Source organism: Mycobacterium sp. URHB0044, assembly GCF_000620625.1.
Taxonomy (GTDB): Bacteria; Actinomycetota; Actinomycetes; order Mycobacteriales; family Mycobacteriaceae; genus Mycobacterium.
Genome location: NZ_JIAW01000001.1, coordinates 1 through 17,023 on the forward strand (window position 1 = coordinate 1; position 17,023 = coordinate 17,023).

Genomic DNA, 17,023 nt, shown 5'->3' on the forward strand with positions numbered 1-17,023 from the left:
ATCACCGCACAGGACTGGATCGACGCGTGGGCAGCCTACGAACCGTCAGCACCCGATCAGACCTGCAGTCCGCACGACCCGCCAGCCCCCGACGAGTCAACCATCAACGACGACAACAGGACTCAGGCCGCCGGCGGCCCAGACCCGCCGGACGGCAAGGCGGCGTGACGCCGGGGCCCGCCGCGGCCCCGGCAGATCAGGGTCGTTGCCGCGTGGTGATGGGTCCTGCGGTGAAGTCGCGGCGCAAGCGATCGAGCAGCGACCGCCGGCGAAGCGGCGGGCTGCCGTAGTGGGCGTGCTCTCCGATGCCGGTGATGACGTCGGCCAACGCCTCGGTCGACGACCATGTGGGCGACCAGTCCAGCTCGGCGCGCGCCCGGCCGCAGTCGAGCAGCGGGACGCTGAACGCCATGTCGAGCCAGCCCCGGTCGACCGGCTGCAGTCGCAGCCGCCAGGCCACGTCGGCCAACCCACCCAACACTGCGGATGGCACGTGAATGGGCTTGGCGCCAAGCACTTCCCCGACGTCATCCCGGCTGACCGGCGGTTCCGCCGCTACGTTGAACGGCCCCCGGGCGCGGCGTTCGATCACCCGGACGAAGGCGCCGGCGACGTCATCGGCGTGCACGACCGGAATGCACAACCGGCGGTCGAGCGGCAGGAGCGGGACCAGCGGCACCACCCGCATCGGCACGTAACCCGGCAGCGCGTAGCGCATCAGTCCGCTGGCCGCGATCTTCTGCAGGATGAACCCCGGACGCATCCGCGCGATCGGGATGGCCGCACTTCCGTGCGCACTCTCGTAGGCATCGAGCAGCGCCTCCGCGGCCGACTTGTCACGGCTGTACGGCGACGTCGCGATTCCCGTCGCCGGCCACGACTCGTCGACCCGTTGGCCGTACCGACCGGCCGCATACGTCCCGACCGACGACATGTGGACCACCTGGCCCACGGCTGCGTCATGCGCCGCGTCTACCACGGCGGACGTGCCACCCACACCCACGCTCGTCAGGTACCTCGTGTTGCGGGTGGGCTGGAAGCCCCACGCCAGATGTACCACCGCGTCGGCGCCGTCGAAGATGCGCCGCAAGCGATCCCGCGCGTCGGCGTCGGCAATGTCCAGCCCCCGCCACGTCACCGAGCCGTACACCCCGGTCCGTTCCGGCGGACGTCGCACGACGCCGATCACCTCGTGCCCGTTCCCGGATTCGGCCAGCTGGCGCAGCAGAGCGGTTCCGACGTTGCCGCTCGCTCCCGTGACGACTATCCGCATGGCACACGCTCCGACTTAGCCGCTGCGGGCCCGCCGTCCCGTCTTCTTCCGCAGCGTGGACTTGGCCGCCGCGGCCCCCTTCGCCGGGGCCTTGGTAGGCGTCATCACCGAGGCGATCGCGGTATCGGCACGTTCCCAAACCCGGTGCAGGCCAAGCGCCGTGATCAGTCCTTCACCGAACGCCTTGTCGGATTCGTCGCCGACGAGCACACCCGCGGCGGCCCGGTTGATACCTGCCGCCTCGAGCAGTGCGACACCGTCGCCCCACGCCCCCAGCGGTTTGAAGTGCCGGAACAGCTCCTGCAGCATCACCACCAGTTGGACGTCATTGGTGATCGACGTCCCCGCGGCGACGACGGCCGCGTCGAATTCGATGGACCGCGCCGTGGCGAAGGTGCGTTCGATGACCAGCGAACGTCGACCAGACTTCAACGTGCCCCCAACGGGTGCGGTGACCAACGCCGTCGCGCCCTGACGCGCGAGTTGCTTCGTCAGCACCGCGATGCCTGCCAGGTCGGACCCCGCATCGGCGATGACCGCGACCTTGCGCCCGGCGATGGGGCCCGGTTCCGTGACCAGCTGTGACAACGCCGGAGAAGTGACCACATTGGTGGGCGGGTTCCCCTGCGGCGCAGGCAGTCCCAGACCGTCGGCGACCTGCTGACACAAATCGGCGTCGACGTTGGCCAGCACTTCGAGTTCGCGTTCCTTGACGGCCTTCTCGTAGCACTTGCCCAGTTCGAAGGTGAACGCCTCGGCGATGTGCGCCTTCTCGACCTCGCTGAGGCTGCGGTAGAACATCGCGGCCTGGCTGAAGTGATCGTCGAACGACGCGGGCTGCGCCCGCACCACCGGACCGTCAACGGGCCGCGGGGTCGGCACGTACCCTCCTTCGTCGGCCTCGGCGACGAGCGGGTCGGCACCGTCGAGGCTGTTCGGCCGGTACGGCGCCACGCCGGTGTGGATCGCGGTCTGGTGCATGCCGTCGCGCAGCATGTCGTTGACCGGGCAGTGGGGCCGGTTGATGGGCAGCTGGGTGAAGTTCGGCCCGCCCAGCCGCGTGAGTTGGGTGTCGAGGTAGGAGAACAGCCGGGCCTGCATCAGCGGGTCGTTGGTCGGCTCGATGCCGGGAACCAGGTTGCCGGTGTGGAACGCCACCTGCTCGGTCTCGGCGAAGAAGTTGGTCGGATTGCGGTTCAGCGACAGCTTGCCGATCCGTTGCACCGGCACCAACTCTTCGGGGACGATCTTCGTCGGGTCGAGCAGGTCGATGCCCTCGAAGCTGTCGGTTCCGTCGTCCGGCATGACCTGGATGCCCAGTTCGTACTCCAGGGGAGCGCCCGCCTCGATGCCGTCGGCCATGTCGCGCCGGTGGAAGTCCGGGTCGACACCCGCTGCGATCTGGGCTTCCTCCCACACCAGCGAGTGCACGCCGGCGATGGGCTTCCAGTGGAACTTCGCCAGGCTGGTGTTGCCGTTGGCGTCGACCAGCCGGAACGTGTGCACGCCAAAGCCTTCCATCGTCCGGAAGGAGCGTGGGATGCCCCGATCGCTCATGTTCCAGAACACGTGGTGGGTGGCCTCGGTGTGCAGGGAGACGAAGTCCCAGAAGGTGTCGTGCGCCGACTGGGCCTGCGGTATCTCGCGGTCCGGATGCGGCTTGCCCGCGTGGATGATGTCGGGGAACTTGATACCGTCCTGGATGAAGAACACCGGGATGTTGTTTCCGACGAGGTCGAAGTTTCCCTCGTCGGTGTAGAACTTCACCGCGAAGCCGCGGGTGTCTCGCACGGTGTCGGCCGATCCGCGCGAGCCGAGCACCGTGGAGAACCGGCAGAACACCTCCGTCTGCTTCCCCTTCTCGGCCAGGAAGGCGGCCCGGGTGACGCTGGCGGCGTTGCCATAGGCCTCGAACACGCCGTGTGCGGCGGCCCCCCGCGCGTGCACCACCCGCTCCGGGATGCGCTCGTGATCGAAGTGCGTGATCTTCTCGCGCAGGTGGAAGTCCTCCATCAAGGAGGGTCCGCGCGGACCTGCCTTCAGCGAATGGTCGGTGTCGGGCAGCCGCACCCCCTGTGCGGTGGTCAGGTAGCGGCCCGACTGGGCACGCGGATCGCGTTGCCCGTCAACGCTTTCCGCAACGCCGGTCGCGCTGACAGTGGGAGGGGCGGTCTGGTCGCGCTTGCGGGAGGTGGGCATCGAGGTTCCCTTCTAGAACATCGCCTTTAGAACATGGCCTTCTGCACTTGATCCGGACCGCTGTACTCCTCGTCGGGGAGCTGCTTGAGGTCCTCGATGAGGTTCTGGTCGGCGCCGTTCGACTTGGCGCACTCCAACAGGTCCGACTTGGTGGCGGGGTAGTTCGCGCCGGACAGGGACTTTTGTAGATCGATTGGATTTGGCATGTTGGCGGAGGTACCCGCTTCGTCGCGGTGAAACCATCCAAAATCCAAACCGGCCCCAACGAATGTTCGTGGGGGCCGGCTCGGGTTGCGACGGTGTCACGCCGCGCCGCTGCGGAGTGCGTCACGCGCGCGATCGAGCATCGAGGCGAACGGCCCGACGGCGAAGTTGACGAACGCAGATTCCACTCCTGCGTGGGGATGGGTGGGCGCGATCCGCTCGGCCATCTGAACGGCCGATGCCAACTTGTCGAGTTCGGAGTCGTCCAGTTGCTCCTCGAGCAGGGTGAACTCCTCGGTCTCCTCCCGCTCGGCGTGCTCTACCACGGCGGCCTGGAGGTGAATCAGCGCCTTGCTGAAGTCGGCTGTGCCGCAGGGGATCTTCTCGAGTTCGCTCAGGGCGACCTTCGCGTCGCGTTCCTCGGTCAACCGAGCGTCGGCGATCTGGGCGCCGCCCTCGGTCTTCCTCCGCACCCGCGGGTGCACCATCATTTCCTCTGCGGTCTCGTGGACGGCGAGCAGCTTCCGCAACCGCGTGAAGGCCTCGCTCTGCTCGTCGGCGTTCTTGGCGTCCAGGGTTTCGATGAACAGCGCCTTGATGGCCTCGTGCTGGTCCTTCAGATAGCTGACGACGTCGGCAGACGTGTTGATGGGCTTCTCGGCCACGGCAGATACCTCCGTAGGTGTGCGAATCGATGTCGGCGCATGGGCTGCACGCCGCTGCCTCCGGCTACCCGCGCGCTGCGGCGCGAAAACCGGCCGCTGACCTCTCCCACATCAGGTTTGGCGCACCGTGCCGTGGGTACGCGCGCCGGATCGGGGGCCAACGAGGGTGGGAGGACCAGATGCACTTTCAACGTGACACCGTGCGCCGTGCGGCAGCCGCCGCAGGAATCGCAGCCACGATCGGCATGGTCCCGCTCGCCGTGGCGTGCGGCGAGGACGGCGACAAGGCCCCTGCCGTCAGTACGACCCCGCAGAGTGGCAGCCCAAGCCCTGCGACCAGCCCTGCGGTGACGACGATGCCGACCGGGTCGGTCGAGACGTCACCGGTCGACACGGGTGCCCCGCCGCAGTCCGGTCCCAGCCAGACCGTTCGGGGCGGCAACAGCGTGCCCGCACCCTCGCCGAGCAGTTCGGAGCCGCCGACCGGTGGCGGCAATGACGGCGGCGGACAGTCGGGTGGTGGGACCGGTGGTGGAAATGGCACCGGCGGCGGCTGACGCTTCGGCCCATTCCCGCGGGCGCAATCGGCCCGTGCCGCTTCGTTGTTCGCGAGGCCATTCGCGAGGTGCGGCCGCCCCGTTCGCCGTGACGGCGTGCGTGGTTGCCGGGCTCGTGGGGACGGCCGCGCCCGTCGTGGCCGCGCCGGACACCGGCCGGGTGGTGGTGGTTGCGTTGGCCACGGTGCTGAAACGTTGTGACTTCAGTACCAACACGTACGTGCCGGCCGACGGCACGGGAAGGGCCGTCGCCTACATCAGGACACCGGATTCCGATACCGTGCTCGCCGAAGTGGACCTGGCGACCGCACGGCCGAATACCGGCTACGAGGTCGTTCTCATCCAGTTCCCGCGGTCCGCTGCGGCTGGTTGCGACGGTTCGAGTCCCGGCGCGGTAAGCGGCCTGCTTCAGACCGACGAGTTGGGGGCCGGCCGCATCGAGCTTCGCGATCGGATCCTCGATGACGCCACGGGTGCGTGGGTGCTGATCCAGCGCCCCGACGAGTACTCGCAGATTCCGGCCGAGTTCTACACCTCGGACTTCGTCGCGGCCTTCTGACCACGGTCGGGAGAGGGTTTCGGGCAAGGCCGCGCGGGTACGCCGAAGCGGTATTCCCATGAGACGAGACGGGCAAGGAGGACGTCCATGACCAGACCGCCCGACACCGCGACCGACGCTTCGCTAGGCGAGTTGCTCGGCCAGCTGTCGACGCAAACCTCGCGACTGGTGCGTGACGAGATTCGATTGGCACAGAAGGAGTTCGAGCAATCGGCCCGCCACGCCGGGATGGGTGCGGGCCTCGGCGGCGCCGCTGGCGTGCTCGGCTTCCTCGGCTTGGCGACGGCGGTCGCCGCCGCGGTCGCCGCGCTGGCGCTGGTGCTTCCGGTGTGGCTGGCCGCGGCCGTCGTTGCGGTGGTGCTGTTTGCCGCGGCGGGTGTTGCGATCCTCGTCGCGAAGAAGCAGGTCGAACAGGTGACCCCCGCCGCCCCGAAGACCACGGAAAGCGTCAAGCTCGACGTGCAGGAGATCAAGGATGCCCGCCATGACAGGTAGCCACGCCCGGCCGGAACCCGACCCCAACGCCGGCGTCGAGGATCTGCAAAAGGACATCGAGCAGACCCGCGCCGAGCTCGGCGAAACCATCAGCGCGCTCTCGGACAAGGTCGACGTCAAGGCGCGGGCTCAGCAACAGGTCGATCACACGAAGGCCGCCGTCGTCGCACAGGCCCGTTCCAACCGAAGTGCGCTCATGGCGGCCGCGGTGGCAGGTGTCGTGGTGATCGGGCTGCTGATTCGAAGGCGCCGGCGACGGCGGTGATCTAGACGCGCTGTTCGGTGACGCGTTGCCGTGCCATCTGTTCGCGGGCCGCGGCACCGTCCGCTTCACCATCGATGGCTTCAAACACCTTGTCTGCCTTATCATCCGGCATGTTCGGGGGAAGGAGCGGCACCGCGGGGTCGACGACGGCTTCGATGAGCACCGGGCAGTCGGCGGCGAATGCCGTGCGCCACGCGTCCGACGACTCCGCTGACGTGGTCACCCGGATTCCGCGCAGTCCCAGCAATTCGGCGTAGTCGGCGTAGGGGAAGGCCGGGACGGCTTGTGACGCGGCGAATCGCGGATCACCCTCCATCTCCCGCTGCTCCCACGACACCTCCGCGAGATCGCGGTTGTGCAGCACCAACACGATGAACCTCGGATCCGGCCATTGCCGCCACCGGTCGGCCACCGTGACCAACTCCAGCAACCCGCTCATCTGCATCGCCCCGTCGCCCACCAGCGCGACGACGGGCCGGTCGGGTGCGTCCAGTTTGGCGGCGAGCGCATACGGCATTGCGCATCCCATCGCCGCGAGGTACCCCGACACGTGCGCGTCCACTCCGCGTGGGAGGCGCAGATGGCGTGCATACCAGTAGGTGGACGAACCGACGTCGACGGCCAACCGGGTGTCGGCTGACAGGTGGGCCGACAGCTCGTTGATCACGAATTGTGGGTTGGCGTCGGCACATTCGGCGTCGACGCGGGCGGCTGCGACGTCTCGCCAACGCTGCACGGACCGGCGCACCCGGTCATGCCAGCTGCGGTCCTCGGTGCGCTGCAACAGCGGAAGCAGCGCGGCGAGCGCGTCCTGGGCGTCACCGATCACCGCGACGTCCACCGGGTACTTGCTGCCGATCACCCGCGGCTGCACGTCGATCTGAACCGCCCGAGCCTGCCCGGGCTGCGGATAGAACTCCGTCCACGGGTCGTTGCACCCCACGATCAGCAAGGTGTCGCATTCGCCCATCAGCTCGGCGCTTGCCGTGGTGCCGAGGTGTCCCATCACCCCGGTGTGCCAAGGCGCGCCCTCGTCGAGCACGGGCTTGCCGAGCAGTGACGCGGTCACACCGGCGCCGAGCGTCTCGACGACGGCGGTGATCTCACTGTCGGCACCGGCGGCGCCGCGCCCCACGAGCACGGCAACGCGGCGTCCCTCGTTCAGCACGGCGGCGGCCTCGGCCACGGCGTCGGGGGGTGCGGTGACGAACGGTTGGCCGAACGCCGTCGCCGACGGCACGATGCCGTGGCTGTGCGGCAGCGCGTCCGGCATCTCTGCCTGCTGGACGTCGTGCGGCACGATCAGGCACGTCGGAGTCGACGTCGACAGTGCCGTCCGCATCGCGTTGTCGAGTGCCATGGGCAACTGCTCCGCCGACATCACCGTCTGGACGTACTGCCCGCACACGTCCTTGAACAGGGTGTGCAGGTCGACTTCCTGCAGATAGCCGCTGCCCAGCGCCGTCGAGACGACCTGGCCGATGATCGCCACCACGGGGCGCCGATCCAACTTGGCGTCATAGAGGCCGGCCAGCAGATGGATGCCTCCCGGTCCCTGAGTGGCGACGCACACGCCGACCTCGCCGGTGAACTTGGCGTGCCCGCAGGCCATGAACGCCGCCATCTCCTCGTGTCGGGTCCCGACGTACTCGGGATCTCCGCCGGCCCGCCGCAGCGCGCCCAGGAGCGGATCGATGCCGTCGCCGGCGTAGCCGAACAACCGCGTCACACCCCAGTCCCGAAGGCGGTCGACGATCATGTCGGATACGAGTTGAGTCATTGCTGCGCGCCTTTCCGGCTGTGTTGTACGGGCTCACAGTGCCGATACCCAACCGGCGGAGGTTCACGCCGCTGGGCCCGGACATGGGTGTGCCCCGTTTCGTTGTGTGGACTGCACGGTGCGCAGGCTGGATACTTGGTAGTCACCCTGACGTGGCGCTCCGACGTTGATAGATTCGGTACGAGGGTGTTGGTGACGAGGGGGTCGGTGATGAGGCATTCGTGCAGCTGTCGCCGTCATGACCGGCTGTGACGTCGCAGCGGTGGAGGCCCCGCCATGACCACTACTACTGGCTGACGGCGATCCTCGCGGGCCGCGGCATGCAAGCCAGTACGTGCCGGGTGATTGCCGGCATCATCGCCGGCCTCGGTGTGATCCCGTTGATCGCGTTGGTCAGTCCGCTCGGCCCGCGCAACCTGACGGGCCGGATACTCGCGGTCGCCGTCTCGGCCTGCTGTGTGGCGATGGCGCTGCGCTGGATGCGCTATCGCTGGCCCACCAAGGCCGAGTCCGTGACATGCGTCGTCGTGGGTACGGTGTGCATCGCCGTCGCCTGCCTGATCACCACGAGTCCGGTGGCCGGTCTGCTGGGCGCCACGTCCTTCGCGGTGCTCGCCGCGTACATCGCCTGCTTCCACGGCCTGCGGCTGCTGGCCTTCACCTGGACCATCGCCGTGGCGACGTTGGCGGTCCTCGCGATCCGACTCGCCGCCTTGGACACGGCGCTGGCGATCAGCAGCGTGGTGCTCGTCGCGATCGTCAACGTCTTCGCCGCCTTCGCGTGCCGGATGGGCGTACGGCTCGTCGCCGGTGACCGGGAGTCCGGTCGGCTCGAACCCCTCACGGGACTGCTGGACCGCGACTCGTTCTACGAACGCACCGCCACGCTGCTGGCCGCGCGTCAGCGCGACGACGACCGCTACCTGGTGCTCATCCTCGTCACCATCGACGGGTTCTCGCTGGTCACCAGCATGTCCGGTGAACGAGGCGGCAATCGAGCCAGGGTCGCGGTCGGCAGCGCACTGCGACGCAGCGTGCGCCACGACGCCGTCGTCGCCCACGTCTCCGAGGCGGAATTCGTCATCGCCGACACCTTCACCACCCCCGACGCGTCCCCGCTCGTCGACCGAATCAGCGCCGCGGTGACCAACACCCCGTCCCGCCTGACGATCAGTATCGGGGTGGTCAGCACGCCGCTGCGCCCGCTGATGCACCTCCCGCCCGACGACGTCGTCGACGAAGTGATGACAATTGCGAAGGCCGCCATGTCCGAAGCGCAGAAGGCCGGTGGCAACCGGGCCCGCTTCGTGCTCAACCCCGCCCTGAGCGTGATCGCGAAGCCCGACGCGCGCGGACGGGAATGACGGAGCCCGCCGGTCCCCTCAGTCGCGGCGCAGCACGACCAGAGCCGCCGCGGCCGCGACGCAGGCGAGCACGACGATCGTGACCGCCACGGCGGTCCAGCCCGCGACGTCGAACGCGACGCCGCCGAACCAGCCGATGACGCTCGACCCGCCGTAATAGAAGAGGTTGTAGAGCGACGACGCCTGCGCCTTGCCGACGGTGGCTTCCCGACCGGTCCAGCCGGACGCGATCGCGTGCGCACCGAAGAATCCAGCCGTCGAGACGACCAAACCGGCCAGGACCGTGAACACGTTGTCGCTCAACGTGATCGACACACCGACGATCATGACGGCGATCGATGCCAGCAGCACGCGCTTGCGGCCGAACCTGGTGGCCAGCGCCCCCGTCCGCGACGATGCCCAGGTGCCGGCGAGGTACGCGAGGAACACCAGGCTCACGACGGTCTGGGGCAGATGGAACGGTGCAGCCATCAGCCGGAAGCCCAGGAAGTTGTACAGCGCGACGAATCCGCCCATCAGCAGGAAGGCCTGCGCGAACAGCGTCAGCTGGCGCGGGGAGCGCAGATTGGCGGCCAGGCGGTGCAGCAGGCCACCGGGGAGCGCGGATTCGACCGTCGGGTCGTACCCGCGGGGTGCAGGCGCAAGCCGGATGAAGCCGAGTGCTCCGACGCCGCAGAGGGCCGCCACGCTGAGCACGCCGATCCGCCATCCGGCGACCTCGCCGATGGGACCGGCGACGAGCCGCCCCAGCAGTCCGCCGACGCTGGTACCCGCGACGTACATGCCCGCCGCGCGCGCCGCATGGCGGGGGTGGATCTCCTCCGACAGGTAGGCGATGGCGATCGCCGGTGCCCCGCCGATCAGGACGCCCTCCACGAATCGACCGGCCAGCAGCAGCCCGTAATCCGGCGCGAACGGTACGAGCAGACCCATCGCGGTCGCCGCGGTGACCGAGATCGACATCGCCCGTACCCGGCCGATCCGGTCCGCGACCAACGACCACGGGATGACGCCTGCGGCGAGACCGGCCGTCGCGGCGGAGATGATCAGCGCCGCGTCGGCCGCTCCCGTCTTCAGGTCCGCGGCGATCAGCGGCAGCACCGACTGCGGTGAGTAGAGCTGGGCGAAGGTCGCCACACCCGCACAGAACAATGCCGCCAGCAGCCGGCGATACTCGGAAGAGCCACGCTGATGCCCCACCCAGGTGTCGGCATCGGGCCGGGCGTCGATCGTCACCGGTCGAGTGTCGATCGACCCGGGATGGTGTGTCCAATGCATGAAATCGAGCGCGATCATGCGTGTGGCGCATGATCAGTTCAGAGCCGCATCCTTCACGAATTCGACGAACCGCGCCGCCGCCGCGGGCAGCTCGCGTCCGGCCGCCAGCGCCACGCCGACCTGCCGCTTGGCGCCCGCGTCGGACAGCGGTACGTAAGCGGCCATCGGCTCCGCACGTTCCGGGCGAGGCACGGGCACGACCGCGACGCCGAAGCCTGCCGCGACGAGCCCTTCGAGCGTGGGAATCTCGGTGGCTTCGAACACGACCTGCGGTTGGATCCCTGCCACCGCGCACAGCTCGTCGGTGAGTTGGCGCAGCCCCGACTGGATGCTGAGCATGATGAACGGCTCCCCGGCGACGTCGGCCAACCGCAAGCGGGAGCGCTTCGCCAGCCGATGTCCCCGCGGTACCGCCAAGCACAGTCGTTCGGAGTACAGGCCGTGCCACGCGTACCCCGCACCGGCGGGTCGAGGCGACGTGATGGCCAGGTCCATGTGCCCCTCAAGGACGCGGCTGGTGAGCTCGTGCGCCGCTCCCTGAAACAAGTCGAAGCGGACCTGCGGCGCCTGTAAACGGAAGCGGCGCAACAGGTCCGGAACGAACCAGCTGGCCAGCGAGTGCAGGAACGCCAACCGGACCGTGCCCGTATCGGGATCGCGCAGCGCCGCAATGCGCTCGTCGGCCGAGCGCATCTCGGCCGTCGCGCGACGCGCGTGCTCCGCCACGATGGCGCCGTAGGCGTTCAACCGCAGCCGACGGTTGACCCGGTCGAACAGCGCGACACCGACCTCGGCCTCGAACCGCGCCAGCGCCCGCGACAGGGTCGGCTGCGGAATGCCCAACTCGGCGGCCGCCTCCGTGACGTGCTCGGTCTCGGCCAGCACGACGAACCAGCGCAGTTCGTCGAGGTGCATGCCGGGGAGCTTAACCACCGGCCCCTCATGCGACGGCTTGGTCGACCGATGATCTGGTGAGGATGCGCGGACCGTGTTCGGTGATCGCGATCGTGTGCTCGGAGTGCGCGGTGTTCGACCCGTCCGCCGAGCGCAGCGTCCAGCCGTCCGCGTCGATCGCCAGCCGATCGCTGCCGCGCGCCCACCACGGTTCGAGCGCGAGCGTCATCCCGGCGCGCAACAGCAGTCCACGCCCCGGTCGTCCGCGATTGGAGACGTGCGGGTCCTCGTGCATGGTCCGGCCCAGCCCATGGCCACCGAACTCGGCGTTGACGCGGTATCCCGCTGCCGCGGCGACGGCGCCGATGGCAGCGGAGACGTCACCGAGCCGGCCTCCCGGCACGGCCGCGGCGATACCGGCGTCGAGCGCCCTCCGCGTCGACTCGATGAGGTCCCTGTCCGCGGGGTTCACGGCGTCGCCCACGATGACCGTGACCGCCGAATCGGCCACCCACCCGTTGATCGACACCGCGAAGTCGAGGCTCAGCACGTCACCGTCACGTAGTACGTAGTCGCGTGGCATGCCATGTAGCACAGCGTCATTCACGGACAGGCAGATGACGTTGCGGAATGGTCCGCGGCCGAAGGACGGCGCGTAGTCCCAGTAGCAGGACTCGGCGCCGCGGTCGGCGACCAGCTCGCGGGCATGGTGCTCGAGCTGCATCAGGTTCACGCCCGGCTGCGCCTCGGCCGACAGCGTCGCCAGCGTGTCCGCGACGAACTCACCCGTCACCGCCATCTTGTCGATCTCGTCGGCGGTCTTGAGTTCGATCACGTCGGATCTCCGTTCAGCATCGGTATTGTTATACCGTCTCGACAGTACCAGCCGCGGTATTTGAATACCGGCTATGCTGACCGGCATGGTGCGCGTACCTCTGAGTCCCGAGCAGGTTAAGGCCGGACAGCGCCTCGGCGCGCTGATCAGGGCCGCCCGCGCCGGTCGCGACCCCGAGGCCGTCGCGCGCGATGCCGGCATCTCACCCGAGACGCTGCGCAAGATCGAGGTCGGAAGAATCCCCAGCCCGAGCTTCGGCACGGTGATCGGCGTCTGCACCGCGCTGGGCATGCCGCTGCAGGACGCCGTCGACGCCTGGCAGGGCACCGACGACCAACGGATGGCGATCTAAGCCCCGACCCTCCGCCGTCGAACGTGCGGTGTCGTACGCAACACGCCGCCGCGGCGTACGGATCCGCACAGTCGTCAGCGCGTGCGGCCCGGGAGTCCTAGTCGGTCAGGCCGCGCGCGATGACCAGACGTTGAATCTGGTTGGTGCCCTCGAAGATCTGCGTGATCTTCGCTTCACGCATGTACCGCTCGACGCGGTAGTCGCGCGTGTACCCCGCACCGCCGAACACCTGCACCGCGTCGGTGGTCACCTTCATCGCGGCGTCCGTGGCCACCAGCTTGGCCACGCTGGCTTGCGTCGAATACGGCCGCCCGGCGTCGCGGCGGCGCGCCGCGTCGAGATACGTGGCCCTGGCGCTCACCACGGCTGCCGCCATGTCGGCCAGCAGGAAGCCCAGGCCCTGATGGTCGATGATCTTGCGCCCGAACGTCGTTCGCTCGTTGGCGTAGCGGCGCGCGTCGTCCAGTGCGGCCTGCGCGATGCCCACGGCAACGGCGGCGATGCCCAGCCGCCCCGAGTCCAGCGCACTGAACGCGATCTGCAGGCCTTGGCCCTCCGCGCCGATGCGGCGGTCCGCCTCCACGCGCGCGTTGTCGTAGAACGCCGACGTGGTCGGGACGGCCGCGAGCCCCATCTTCTCCTCGGGCTTGCCGAACGACAGGCCCTCGAGATCACCGGGAATCAGAAAGCACGAAATGCCGCGCGACCCCTCGCCAGTCCGCGCGAACAGCGTGTAGAAGTCCGCCACCCCACCGTGGGTGATCCAGGACTTCGACCCGTTCAGCACGTAGCCACCGTCGGCGGGCTTGGCCGAGCATCGCAACGCGGCCGCGTCGGAACCGGCCTGCGGCTCGGACAGGCTGTACGCGCCGATCTGGTCACCCGACAGCATGCCCGGCAACCACCGCCGTTTCTGCTCCTCGGTGCCGAACGCCAGCAGCGGGTGCGACGACAGGCTGTGCACGCTGACGGCCACGGCCACCGCGGCCCAGCGGGCGGCGATCTCCTCGAGCACCTGCAGGTACACCTCGAACGGCTGGCCTGCGCCACCCCACTCCTCGGGCTGCGGCAGGCTCAACAGCCCGGCTGCGCCCAACTGCGCGAAGACACCCTCGGGATAGGTCTCCGACTTCTCGTGGTCGTCGACGATCGGATCGAGCAGCTTGTCGGCGACGTCGCGGGTGAGCGCGATGAGGTCGTGGGCTTCGTCAGAGGGCAGAAGGCGGTCAACCGGCATGGTTGGACATCCTAGTTTCCGGTGTGAACCGTCTCCGACAGTGCGGCGTTGATGGCGTCGACCCGGTCCTTGGCGTCACCGAAGAGCATCTGGGTGTTCTCCCGGAAGAACAGCGGGTTCTGCACGCCCGCGTAGCCCGAGGCCATGGACCGCTTGAACACGATGACGTTGTTGGCATTCCAGACCGTCAGCACGGGCATCCCGGCGATCGGGCTGCTGGGATCTTCCGACGCCGCCGGGTTGACGGTGTCGTTGGCGCCGATCACCAGCACGACGTCGGTGTCGTCGAAGTCGTCGTTGATCTCGTCCATCTCCAGCACGATGTCGTAGGGCACCTTGGCCTCGGCCAGGAGCACGTTCATGTGGCCGGGCAGTCGGCCCGCGACGGGGTGGATGCCGAAGCGGACGTTGACGCCGCGCTCGCGCAGCTTGCGGGTCAGGTCGGCGACGCCGTACTGAGCCTGAGCGACGGCCATGCCGTAACCGGGGGTGATGATGACGGAGCTCGCCGAGCTGAGCAGTTCGGCGGCGCCGTCGGCGGTGATCTCGCGGTGCTCGCCGTAGTCCTTGTCGTCCGCCGGGCCGGCCTCGATGCCGAAGCCACCCGCGATGACCGAGATGAACGACCGGTTCATCGCCTTGCACATGATGTAGGACAGGTACGCACCGGAGGAGCCGACGAGCGCGCCGGTCACGATGAGTAGGTCGTTGGACAGCAGGAAGCCCGACGCCGCAGCGGCCCAGCCGGAGTAGCTGTTGAGCATCGACACCACGACCGGCATGTCGCCGCCGCCGATCGAGGCGACCAGGTGCCAGCCGAGCAGCAGGGCCAGCACGGTGACGGCGACCAGCAGCCACAGGTTGGGCGTGATGACGAACCAGACCGTCAGCGCGAAGAACACGACCAGTGCGCCGACGTTGAGGAAGTTCTTGCCGGGCAGCATCAGCGGCGTGGACTTGATGCGCGCCGAGAGTTTGAGGTTGGCGACGATCGACCCGGTGAACGTGACGGCTCCGATGAACACGCCGATGAAGACCTCGGCGGAGTGGATGCCGAGCAGGCCCTGGCCGTCGAGCGCCGCGGCCTCTGAACCTCCGAGGTCACCTTCGACGTGCAGGTACCCGTTCCAGCCCACCAGCACCGCGGCCAGGCCGACGAAGCTGTGCAGCAGCGCGATCAGTTCGGGCATGCCGGTCATCTCGACGACGCGGGCGCGCCACAGGCCGATCGCGGCACCGATCGCCATCGCGCCTGCCAGCAAGCCAACCCCGAGCGGTTCGATGTGGCGGGACAGTGCGAGCGCGATGGTGGCGATCAGCGCCACCGCCATGCCTGCGATGCCGAAGGTATTGCCGGACCGCGACGTCTCGTGCTTGGACAACCCGGCCAGGGCAAGGATGAACAGCAGGGCCGCGACGACGTAGGCCGCGGTGGCGGCAGTCTCTAAGGTGAACATGCGATCCGTTCCTGGGTAGAGGGGCGCGGGTCAGCTGCGCGAGAACATGGCCAACATGCGGCGGGTCACCGCGAAGCCACCGAAGACGTTGATGCTGGCGAGCAGGATCGCGACCGTGGCCAACGCCGTGACGACCGCCCCGCCGGTGTAGATGCCGTGCCCGATCTGCAGCAGCGCGCCGACGACGATGATGCCCGAGATCGCATTGGTCACCGACATCAGCGGGGTGTGCAACGCGTGGTGCACGTGCCCGATCACGTAGTAGCCGATCACGATCGCCAGCGCGAAGACCGTCAGGTGTACCTGCAGCGCGGCCGGGGACAGTGCGATGAGCGCGAACAGCACCGCGGCGGCGGCGAACGTGATGCCCAGCCGGCGGCTGGGTGACATCGGCTGTTTGGCCGGCTTCGGCTCGACGGGAGCGGCGGCGGCCGCGGCCGGTGCGGCCGACACCTGGACAGGTGGCGGCGGCCAGGTGGTCTCGCCGTCGCGCACGACGGTCACCGACCGCTGCACGACGTCATCGAAGTTCAGTGTGAGCCGGCCGTCCTTCTCGGGGGTGAGCAGCTTGAGCAGGTTGACCAGGTTGGTGCCGTAGAGCTGGGAGGCGGTCGCAGGTAGTCGTCCGGCCAAATCGGTGTAGCCGATGATCGTGACGCCGTTGTCGGTGACGATCGCCTGATCCTTGACGGTGCCCTCGACGTTGCCGCCGTTGGCCGCGGCCATGTCCACGATCACGCTGCCCGGTTTCATCGAGGCGACCATCTCCGCGGTGATGATGCGGGGCGCGGGCCTGCCGGGGATCAGCGCGGTGGTGATGATGATGTCGACGTCTCTCGCCTGCTCGGCGTACAGCGCCGCCTCGCGGGCCTTGTAGTCCTCGCCCATCTCCTTGGCGTAGCCGGTGGCCGAGACCTCCGCTGCCTCCGGGTCGACGTAGAGGTACTCCCCGCCGAGCGACTTGACCTGGTCGGCGACCTCCGGCCGCGGGTCGGTGGCCTTGACGATGGCGCCCATGCCGCCTGCGGCGCCGATGGCGGCCAGCCCGGCCACTCCCGCGCCGACGACGAGCACCTTGGCCGGTGGCACCTTGCCCGCCGCGGTCACCTGGCCGGTGAAGAACCGGCCGAAGGCGTGGGCGGACTCGACCACGGCCCGGTATCCGGCGATGTTGGCCATCGACGACAGCACGTCCAGCGACTGCGCGCGTGAGATGCGCGGGACGGCGTCCATGGCCAGCACCGTGATCGGTCGGGCGGACAGCTTCTCGACCAGTTCCGGGTTCAGCGCCGGCGAGATCAGGCCGATGACGGTGGCGTGGTCCTTCAGCTCGGCGATCTCGGCGTCGTTGGGTGCGTTGACCTTGAGTACGACGTCGGCGGAAAGAGCCTCTCCGATCTCTGCGCCGGCCTCGACGTAGGCGGCATCGGAGAAGCTGGAGGCATCGCCGGCACCGGACTCGACGACGACGGAGTAGCCCAGTTTGATGAGTTGTCCGACGGTCTGCGGCGTGGCGGCGACACGCGTCTCGCCCGCGTGAGACTCGCGCGGTATCCCGATGATCATCGGATGAGTCTCCCATTTGAGCCGCGAGCACGCGCGTGCCCCT

17 protein-coding genes are annotated in these 17,023 nt (G+C 68.6%); 6 read left to right on the forward strand and 11 right to left on the reverse strand.

Annotated elements, in window-relative coordinates:
* Positions 1 to 196: 196 nt before the first annotated feature.
* The 4 genes from N536_RS0100010 to N536_RS0100025 all read right to left on the reverse strand — a co-directional run bounded on the left by N536_RS0100010 (position 197) and on the right by N536_RS0100025 (position 4,341).
* Positions 197 to 1,273, reverse strand: coding sequence for an NAD-dependent epimerase/dehydratase family protein (locus N536_RS0100010; protein WP_029111728.1), 1,077 nt, complete (start codon positions 1,271 to 1,273; stop codon positions 197 to 199).
* A 15-nt stretch (positions 1,274 to 1,288) separates the two neighbouring features.
* Positions 1,289 to 3,472, reverse strand: coding sequence for a catalase (locus N536_RS0100015; RefSeq protein ID WP_029111729.1), 2,184 nt, complete (start codon positions 3,470 to 3,472; stop codon positions 1,289 to 1,291).
* A 26-nt stretch (positions 3,473 to 3,498) separates the two neighbouring features.
* On the reverse strand, positions 3,499 to 3,678 hold the full coding sequence (locus N536_RS0100020) for a DUF2795 domain-containing protein (protein ID WP_029111730.1): 180 nt from the start codon (positions 3,676 to 3,678) through the stop codon (positions 3,499 to 3,501).
* A 96-nt stretch (positions 3,679 to 3,774) separates the two neighbouring features.
* The gene (locus N536_RS0100025; protein WP_029111731.1) at positions 3,775 to 4,341 is read right to left on the reverse strand and encodes a hemerythrin domain-containing protein; all 567 of its coding nucleotides are present in this window, start codon (positions 4,339 to 4,341) and stop codon (positions 3,775 to 3,777) included.
* A 179-nt stretch (positions 4,342 to 4,520) separates the two neighbouring features.
* On the opposite strand from N536_RS0100025, the gene N536_RS36930 reads away from it, so the two are divergent.
* The 4 genes from N536_RS36930 (at position 4,521) to N536_RS0100045 (ending at position 6,217) form a co-directional block, all read left to right on the forward strand.
* Positions 4,521 to 4,898, forward strand: coding sequence for a hypothetical protein (locus N536_RS36930; protein ID WP_029111732.1), 378 nt, complete (start codon positions 4,521 to 4,523; stop codon positions 4,896 to 4,898).
* Between the two features lie 115 nt (positions 4,899 to 5,013).
* A complete protein-coding gene (locus N536_RS36935) occupies positions 5,014 to 5,457 on the forward strand; it encodes a hypothetical protein (RefSeq protein WP_155948357.1) in 444 nt (147 codons plus the stop codon).
* Between the two features lie 87 nt (positions 5,458 to 5,544).
* Complete coding sequence (locus tag N536_RS0100040) at positions 5,545 to 5,952, forward strand: phage holin family protein (protein WP_029111733.1); 408 nt, start codon at positions 5,545 to 5,547, stop codon at positions 5,950 to 5,952.
* Positions 5,942 to 6,217: a DUF3618 domain-containing protein gene (locus N536_RS0100045; protein ID WP_029111734.1), complete on the forward strand. Its 276-nt coding sequence runs from the start codon at positions 5,942 to 5,944 to the stop codon at positions 6,215 to 6,217. Before N536_RS0100040 ends, N536_RS0100045 begins: the two co-directional genes overlap by 11 nt.
* Before the next feature lies 1 nt (position 6,218).
* Here N536_RS0100045 and N536_RS0100050 read toward each other — a convergent pair whose 3' ends face one another.
* Positions 6,219 to 7,997, reverse strand: coding sequence for a thiamine pyrophosphate-requiring protein (locus N536_RS0100050; protein WP_029111735.1), 1,779 nt, complete (start codon positions 7,995 to 7,997; stop codon positions 6,219 to 6,221).
* 248 nt (positions 7,998 to 8,245) lie between these two features.
* On the opposite strand from N536_RS0100050, the gene N536_RS36940 reads away from it, so the two are divergent.
* Positions 8,246 to 9,361, forward strand: coding sequence for a GGDEF domain-containing protein (locus N536_RS36940; protein WP_036434854.1), 1,116 nt, complete (start codon positions 8,246 to 8,248; stop codon positions 9,359 to 9,361).
* An 18-nt stretch (positions 9,362 to 9,379) separates the two neighbouring features.
* Here the strand turns inward: N536_RS36940 and N536_RS0100060 are convergent, their stop codons facing one another.
* The 3 genes from N536_RS0100060 to map all read right to left on the reverse strand — a co-directional run bounded on the left by N536_RS0100060 (position 9,380) and on the right by map (position 12,368).
* Complete coding sequence (locus tag N536_RS0100060) at positions 9,380 to 10,597, reverse strand: MFS transporter (RefSeq protein ID WP_029111736.1); 1,218 nt, start codon at positions 10,595 to 10,597, stop codon at positions 9,380 to 9,382.
* Between the two features lie 75 nt (positions 10,598 to 10,672).
* Positions 10,673 to 11,554: a LysR family transcriptional regulator gene (locus N536_RS0100065; RefSeq protein WP_029111737.1), complete on the reverse strand. Its 882-nt coding sequence runs from the start codon at positions 11,552 to 11,554 to the stop codon at positions 10,673 to 10,675.
* Positions 11,555 to 11,579: 25 nt separating this feature from the next.
* A complete protein-coding gene (map, locus tag N536_RS0100070) occupies positions 11,580 to 12,368 on the reverse strand; it encodes a type I methionyl aminopeptidase (RefSeq protein WP_029111738.1) in 789 nt (262 codons plus the stop codon).
* Positions 12,369 to 12,453: 85 nt separating this feature from the next.
* Between map and N536_RS0100075 the strand changes: the two genes are divergently transcribed.
* Positions 12,454 to 12,720: a helix-turn-helix transcriptional regulator gene (locus N536_RS0100075; protein ID WP_029111739.1), complete on the forward strand. Its 267-nt coding sequence runs from the start codon at positions 12,454 to 12,456 to the stop codon at positions 12,718 to 12,720.
* Between the two features lie 97 nt (positions 12,721 to 12,817).
* On the opposite strand, the gene N536_RS0100080 is transcribed toward N536_RS0100075, so the two are convergent.
* From N536_RS0100080 to N536_RS0100090, 3 genes are read right to left on the reverse strand one after another with little or no spacing between them, the layout of a single operon-like run.
* The gene (locus tag N536_RS0100080) at positions 12,818 to 13,957 is read right to left on the reverse strand and encodes an acyl-CoA dehydrogenase family protein (RefSeq protein WP_029111740.1); all 1,140 of its coding nucleotides are present in this window, start codon (positions 13,955 to 13,957) and stop codon (positions 12,818 to 12,820) included.
* Positions 13,958 to 13,968: 11 nt separating this feature from the next.
* Positions 13,969 to 15,414 (reverse strand): Re/Si-specific NAD(P)(+) transhydrogenase subunit beta, encoded by a 1,446-nt coding sequence (pntB, locus tag N536_RS0100085; RefSeq protein ID WP_029111741.1) that lies wholly within the window; start codon positions 15,412 to 15,414, stop codon positions 13,969 to 13,971.
* A gap of 30 nt (positions 15,415 to 15,444) precedes the next feature.
* Positions 15,445 to 16,980, reverse strand: a complete 1,536-nt coding sequence (locus N536_RS0100090) for a Re/Si-specific NAD(P)(+) transhydrogenase subunit alpha (RefSeq protein ID WP_029111742.1) — start codon at positions 16,978 to 16,980, stop codon at positions 15,445 to 15,447.
* Between the last annotated feature and the right edge of the window lie 43 nt (positions 16,981 to 17,023).

Bases quoted from the DNA above. Each gene is read 5' to 3' on its own strand.
- N536_RS0100090 (WP_029111742.1), bottom strand. From the start codon at position 16,980: ATGATCATCGGGATACCGCGCGAGTCTCACGCGGGCGAGACGCGTGTC.
- N536_RS0100080 (WP_029111740.1), bottom strand. From the start codon at position 13,957: ATGCCGGTTGACCGCCTTCTGCCCTCTGACGAAGCCCACGACCTCATC.
- N536_RS0100040 (WP_029111733.1), top strand. From the start codon at position 5,545: ATGACCAGACCGCCCGACACCGCGACCGACGCTTCGCTAGGCGAGTTG.
- N536_RS0100015 (WP_029111729.1), bottom strand. From the start codon at position 3,472: ATGCCCACCTCCCGCAAGCGCGACCAGACCGCCCCTCCCACTGTCAGC.
- N536_RS0100045 (WP_029111734.1), top strand. From the start codon at position 5,942: ATGACAGGTAGCCACGCCCGGCCGGAACCCGACCCCAACGCCGGCGTC.
- pntB (WP_029111741.1), bottom strand. From the start codon at position 15,414: ATGTTCACCTTAGAGACTGCCGCCACCGCGGCCTACGTCGTCGCGGCC.
- N536_RS0100020 (WP_029111730.1), bottom strand. From the start codon at position 3,678: ATGCCAAATCCAATCGATCTACAAAAGTCCCTGTCCGGCGCGAACTAC.
- N536_RS0100050 (WP_029111735.1), bottom strand. From the start codon at position 7,997: ATGACTCAACTCGTATCCGACATGATCGTCGACCGCCTTCGGGACTGG.
- N536_RS0100010 (WP_029111728.1), bottom strand. From the start codon at position 1,273: ATGCGGATAGTCGTCACGGGAGCGAGCGGCAACGTCGGAACCGCTCTG.
- N536_RS0100075 (WP_029111739.1), top strand. From the start codon at position 12,454: ATGGTGCGCGTACCTCTGAGTCCCGAGCAGGTTAAGGCCGGACAGCGC.
- N536_RS0100065 (WP_029111737.1), bottom strand. From the start codon at position 11,554: ATGCACCTCGACGAACTGCGCTGGTTCGTCGTGCTGGCCGAGACCGAG.
- N536_RS36930 (WP_029111732.1), top strand. From the start codon at position 4,521: ATGCACTTTCAACGTGACACCGTGCGCCGTGCGGCAGCCGCCGCAGGA.